This window comes from Butyrivibrio sp. (genome assembly GCF_017635265.1).
GTDB lineage: Bacteria > Bacillota > Clostridia > Lachnospirales > Lachnospiraceae > Butyrivibrio.
In genome coordinates, this window is the sequence record NZ_JAGBLU010000072.1 from 1 (window position 1) to 5,853 (window position 5,853).

The following is a 5,853-nucleotide window of genomic DNA, read 5'->3' on the forward strand; positions in this document are numbered from 1 at the left end:
TTCAAATGTTCTTGCACACCTTAAGATCACAATTCCGCTTCTTGCAGAAACCTACAAGTTCTGCCTTATCATTTCACTTACAGGAGGTATCAAGGCCTTTACTGAGATGAATATCCTGACAGGCGGCGGTCCAAACAAGTCAACTTTCACGCTCACATATATGATGTACAACGCAGCGTTTAAGAAATCAGATTATGGATACGGTCTTGCAGCTGCTTCCATAATGGTAATTGAGTGTATGCTTGTAATGCTGGTGATCAACTTCATTTTCAGAGAGAAGAACCAGAAGAAAGAAGAAGAAAAATCAAGGAGGAGACGAAATGCGTAAAGAAGGCAAAAAATCAGCTTTGCATTATATATTTGTGGTATTCTGCTGGATTTATGCAGCGTTTTCACTTTACCCGTTGATATGGATGCTTTTTTATTCATTCAAGACCAATCAGGAAATTTTTGTTACTAATCCATTTGGATTTCCATGGCCACTTCATTATGAGAACTATATAACAGCATGGACCAAGTATAATGTGCCGCTTTATTTTTTGAACAGCTTACTTGTTTCAATTGGAACAGTTGTAATAACTATTGTATGTGCACTTCTTTTCTCATATGCCACAAGCCGTATGGTATGGAAAATGAAGACATTTACAAGGCTTTTCCTGGGACTTGGAATGTTTATTCCGGTTCAGGCTATTATGATCCCTGTTGTTAAGGTTGTACAGAAGTTTAACCTGATGGGAACAAGATGGTCACTGGTTTTCCCGTATATAGCGATTAATCTGGCATTTGCATGTATGGTTTATTACGGATTCTTTAAAGGTATTCCGATTGAGCTTGAAGAAGCTGCATGTATGGACGGAGCAACAATTTACCAGACTTTCTTTAGGATTATCGAGCCACTTGTTCGTCCTGCAACTGTTACACTTGTAATCTACATTTTCCTCAATGCATGGAATGAGTTCATTCTTGCAAATGTAGTAGTAGGAAGTATACCGGCGCTTAAGACACTTCCTCTTGGAGTCTTGTTCTTCCAGGGAGAGTTCACTACTGATTGGGGCGGAATGGGCGCAACAATGGTTATTGCATCATTCCCGGCAATCTTAGTATACTCAATCTTTTCCGAGCAGGTTGAGAACGCTATGACAATCGGTGGCGCAGTAAAAGGGTGATTAAAAATAGAATTTACAAGACCTTCTATAAGACCTTCTATCGGCAAAAAAGCTGATAGAAGGCCCTTTATATGTTAAAATAAGCTTTATGGAAAACAGGAATCTAAAGGATATGACAATCAGGGACATGGAAGCCTTCGACGCCGGACGTAAGATTTCCGGAAGAGAAAAGGCAAGGAACATGTCCATCAAGTATAAAATTGCATCAATGACAATTCTGGTGGCACTGATACCTATGATAGTGCTTACTGCTTTGATGCTTTTTTTCTATAACAGAGCGATAATGCAGAGAGCGGATAATCAGATCAATGAAAATATCCGCATAATGTCTGACAGAATCACTTCAGTTCTTGCAAATGGTGAACTCTGCTCCAACAATCTCACCATTGAATTCAGCGGATATTACAATGACAAATCTATGAAGCAGGTCACCAGGGACAATAAGATCATAAGCCAGCTGTCTCAGTCACTGCTTATCTATAATGGGATTTCTTCTATAGTCTTTTTGGACAAATTTGGCAGAATGTATACAACTGATCCGGCGCTTACAGATTTAAAGATGGAAATACTTGATTCGGATTATGTGAAAAATCTCTCCGGCGAGGGCGGCAAGACCATAATGATGGAACAGGCAAAAAACCCCATGAACCGTGAGGGTAAAGAGATTATAACAATGGGGAAACATGTGATAAATATTGTAACAGGTGTACCTATTGGCTACATTTTTATAAACATGGATAAGAATTACCTCATTGAGTCTTCACAGAGTGAGATAAGCTATTATTTTCTTTATGATACTGATGGGAATTTTGTTTCGGAGACAGAAAAGAAAGATAAGATTTATGAAGATACACAGCTCATTGAAAGTCTTTTTAGCACAAAGCAGAACCTTATCAAGTACAACAATGAGTCCTATCTCATAGCAAAGGATGAGGTAAAGGGATTTGCATGGACAATAGTAGGTATTACTAATCTCAATAGATTTAATGTTACAGGTAAGGATTTGCAGTTCATTCTTTTGACGACAGGCACAGTGACGGCAATCCTGCTTCTCATATCAGTTCTGTTCTCGACTAATTATGTCACCCATCCGCTAAAAATCCTTCATGACGGCGCTGAGCAGATTGCTGAGGGGGACATGAGCTTCAGGTTCAGATTTAAGTATAAGGATGAGATAGGAAGACTCGGCAGGATTTTTAACTATATGACGCAGCGCAATTTAGAACTCTTGCAACAGGTTGATGAGGAGGCCAAAAAGAAGCGTGAATATGAGCTCGCTTTGATACAGGAGCAGGTTAAGCCACATTTTCTATATAATACCCTGGACATTATAATCATGCTTATTGAGATGAACAGGGCAAAAGAGGCTTCTCGCGTCACAAAAAAGCTTGCCAACTATTACAGAAATTCTCTTTCCGGAAGTGAAGAGATAGTGACTATCGAGAGAGAAATCCAGATAATCCGGGATTATCTGGACCTTCAGACAATGCGCTACAATGATAAATTCAGCTATGAGATTGATGTTGAGGATGCAATAAAAAATGCAAGTATTCCCAAGATGACACTTCAGCCGCTTGTTGAGAATGCAATATATCATGGTCTGAAAAACAAAGAAGGCTGGGGCAAAATTACCGTGACAGGAAGAGCAGATGGAGAGGTGGCTCTGATACAAGTTTCCGATGACGGCATTGGTATGAGTGAAGACGAGCGAGATAAACTGGAACAACTCCTTGAAGATGATAAGCTTTTTGATGATGAAAAGAAAAAGCTTCGTCAGGAAGCGGAGATAACCTCTCATGACTCAACAAAAGGCGGTTCTCATTTTGGATTATATTCAGTAGCACGAAGAATTAAACTCTACTTTGGGAGAGAATTTGGCGTATCAATAGAGAGTAAAGAAAACATAGGTACCACAATAAAAATACGTGTACCACAGGGAGCGTTGCTGCATGATCAAAATTATGATTGTTGACGACATGCCTATTTTCCTGGAATATCTTAGAGGCTGTATAGATTGGAATTCATACGGCTTTGAGATTTGCTGTGAGGCGCGTGATGGAAAAGAGGCGCTTGAGAAAATTGAAGAGTTCTATCCTGATGTGGTTCTGACAGATATAACCATGCCTTATATAAATGGTCTTGAACTTGCTGAACGCATAACTTCAGACTACCCTGACATATCAGTAATACTCATAACAGGAAACAATGAATTTGAGTATGCCAGAAAAGCTGTTAAGATAGGAGTTTGCGATTACATTGTCAAACCATTTGAAAAAGAGGAACTGATACTTAGCCTTCTTAAACTGCATGACAATATCGGGAAGGCGGTTGAAACCCAGATAATTCAGGATGGGGAAGCTGAAAAAGAACTTGATGAAGAGCTAAAGACTGTAATCTACGCCGGTAATAATGACAAGGATGCACTGGCCGGGATTGAGAAGCATCTTTTTCCTAAAAAAGAAGTTGGAAGTGCATATCTTCTGGCTTTATTCAGATTTGATACTGCCGGATATTCCAAAGGCAGGATAGATGCAAGAGAAAAACTCATGAACTGGGAAAACCTTATCGCAAAGCTTCTTGGCGATATGCTTGAGCTTGAAGGATCTTTTAGGATATTCCATGATTTCGAGAACAATATTGTTGTTTTAATGGATTTCGATTCGGATACAGCACTTGATAACTATAAGGGATATGAGTTTACAGATATCATTCAGGTAGTAAAAAGTCAGCTTGAGATTAGCAGTTCTGTGGCTATAGAGAAGGCAACCGGTTTAGGAGATATTAAAAAAGCCTATGAAAAATGTCTAAGCTTTTTATCACAAAAGGGCTATGGTCAGCTATGGGACCTTCGTAAGAGTAATGATGAAAAGGGATATGCTTCCCTCGATGCAATCATCAGGCTCAACAAGGACATTGAGACGCTTCAGGCTGACGATGCTGAGCTTGTAATAAGTACGCTATGGACGAGGCTTCATGAAAAAGAATCTGTGGATGGCAACGTTTCTATAACTGACATGAACCTTCTCACCAGTGCAATCAGTATTTTGATGACAAATATAATAAGCTCAGGTTTTTCTATTGAGAGAATTTACGGCGAAGGTTTTTCTCCCGAGAAATTTATGGCTGATGCCAAGTCTTCCGAAGAAATGCGCGACAATGTGATATATCTTTATAAAAAGCGCATTGAGTTTGAAAAAGGGAAAAGAGAGTCAAAGACACATTCAACGGCACAGGCTGCAAAACAGTATATTGAAGAAAACTATGGTAACAATGAGCTTTCAATCTCGGATATCTCGGAAAAACTCTGTGTTAATCAGACATATCTAAGAAAGATGTTCAAGAGCGAGATGGACATGACTCTTACAGAATATATTACACAGCTGCGTATGCAGGAAGCGAAGAGGCTGATAACGAGTACCGACTATAAACTTACAGAGGTAGCTGAGAGGGTGGGCTATAATGATGTGAGCTATTTTTCAAATGTATTCAAGAAGTTTTATGGTATTTCACCGAGAAGCATGGGTAAAGAGTAATTGACAAGCTGAATCTTTAATATATATTTAAGAATAAAAATTTGCGAAATATTGTATTATTTATAGTAGGTGATTATTTTATAGAGAAAATTATGTCTTTTAGGAGGAATATTATGTCCGAGAAGATAAATAATATATTTCGCAAGTTCCTGATTGTAGCATTTTCTATTGTGATTGCAGGTACTAGTAGTGGATATTCCAATGATACTGAGATAAAAGCGGACGATACCGAGGGCGTTGTAGATTTTGAGCATAGCCTCGATGATTATGTGCCGGCTAAGAATAGATATAATTTCTACTTTACTTACAAGATAGTTCATCCATGGTGGGATGCTGTTGTGCTTGGAATGGAGGATGCTCAGCAAAAATATCTTGAAAAGGGGATAGTCATTACTTATGAGTATATGGCTCCGGATGCAGCTTCTTATGAGGACCAGACAAAGAGATTATTAGAGGCGCAGAAGGGTGATTATGATGTGATCGGAGTGGATGTGGCAGATGAGGAGAAGATATCTCCTGTGCTGGACGAAATGGTCGCTTCTGGAAACAAGGTCATGACGTTTTCCAGCTCTGATGCAGCTCCTGATTGCAAGAGGATTGCCTACGTTGGAAACACTCATAACTATCAGGACGGAGCAGATTTAACAGAAGCACTTTGCGAAAAGCTTGGCTACAAGGGCAAAGTGGGCATACTGGTAGGAAGTAACGGAGCTCCCTGTCACGAAGACAGAGCAAAGGGAGCAAAAGACACTATTGCCAAATATAAAAATATGGAGATAGTTGCAGTTGAGTATGACCAGGACTCCATTGATCTGGCATACGATCTGGCCAAGCAGATGCTTAGGGACAATCCTGATATTGCAGGCTTTGTATGCTGCAATATGAGTAATCCTGTCGGAACAGCAAGGGCAGTTACTGAGCTTGAAAGCAGCGCAGTGATCGTGGGAATGGACCATGATCAGGAGGCACTCCATTATCTCAAGGATGGCGTTATCTATTGCCTTGGTGTACAGGATTGTTATTCCATTGGCTTTGATACGCTGCAAGTCGCGGTGAAAATTGCAGATGGAAATTTGCCGGGAAATCTTTTCCCTGATAAGACTGATGAAAGTACAACTATTATTTATCAGGAAGATGCAGAACCGATGCTTGAA

Annotated in this window: 5 protein-coding genes; all 5 read left to right on the forward strand. The window is 39.7% G+C overall.

All coding sequences use genetic code 11. The features are described from left to right. Positions 1-328, forward strand: a 328-nt coding sequence (locus J6O61_RS08625) for a carbohydrate ABC transporter permease (protein WP_442861702.1), incomplete at its 5' end; no start/stop codon positions are given. Next, positions 321-1,166, forward strand: a complete 846-nt coding sequence (locus tag J6O61_RS08630) for a carbohydrate ABC transporter permease (RefSeq protein WP_292211986.1) — start codon at positions 321-323, stop codon at positions 1,164-1,166. The genes J6O61_RS08625 and J6O61_RS08630, both read left to right, overlap by 8 nt. An 88-nt stretch (positions 1,167-1,254) precedes the next feature. Next, positions 1,255-3,138 carry a cache domain-containing sensor histidine kinase gene (locus J6O61_RS08635; RefSeq protein ID WP_292211989.1) on the forward strand — a complete coding sequence of 628 codons (1,884 nt, stop codon included), beginning with the start codon at positions 1,255-1,257 and terminating at the stop codon, positions 3,136-3,138. Continuing rightward, on the forward strand, positions 3,116-4,699 hold the full coding sequence (locus J6O61_RS08640; protein ID WP_292211992.1) for a response regulator: 1,584 nt from the start codon (positions 3,116-3,118) through the stop codon (positions 4,697-4,699). The genes J6O61_RS08635 and J6O61_RS08640 overlap by 23 nt, the downstream gene beginning before the upstream one ends. A gap of 113 nt (positions 4,700-4,812) precedes the next feature. Next, a partial coding sequence (locus J6O61_RS08645) for a substrate-binding domain-containing protein (RefSeq protein WP_292211994.1) occupies positions 4,813-5,853 on the forward strand: 1,041 nt, incomplete at its 3' end.

Coding starts and splice junctions, on each gene's coding strand:
- J6O61_RS08630 (WP_292211986.1), top strand. CDS start 321: ATGCGTAAAGAAGGCAAAAAATCAGCTTTGCATTATATATTTGTGGTA.
- J6O61_RS08635 (WP_292211989.1), top strand. CDS start 1,255: ATGGAAAACAGGAATCTAAAGGATATGACAATCAGGGACATGGAAGCC.
- J6O61_RS08640 (WP_292211992.1), top strand. CDS start 3,116: ATGATCAAAATTATGATTGTTGACGACATGCCTATTTTCCTGGAATAT.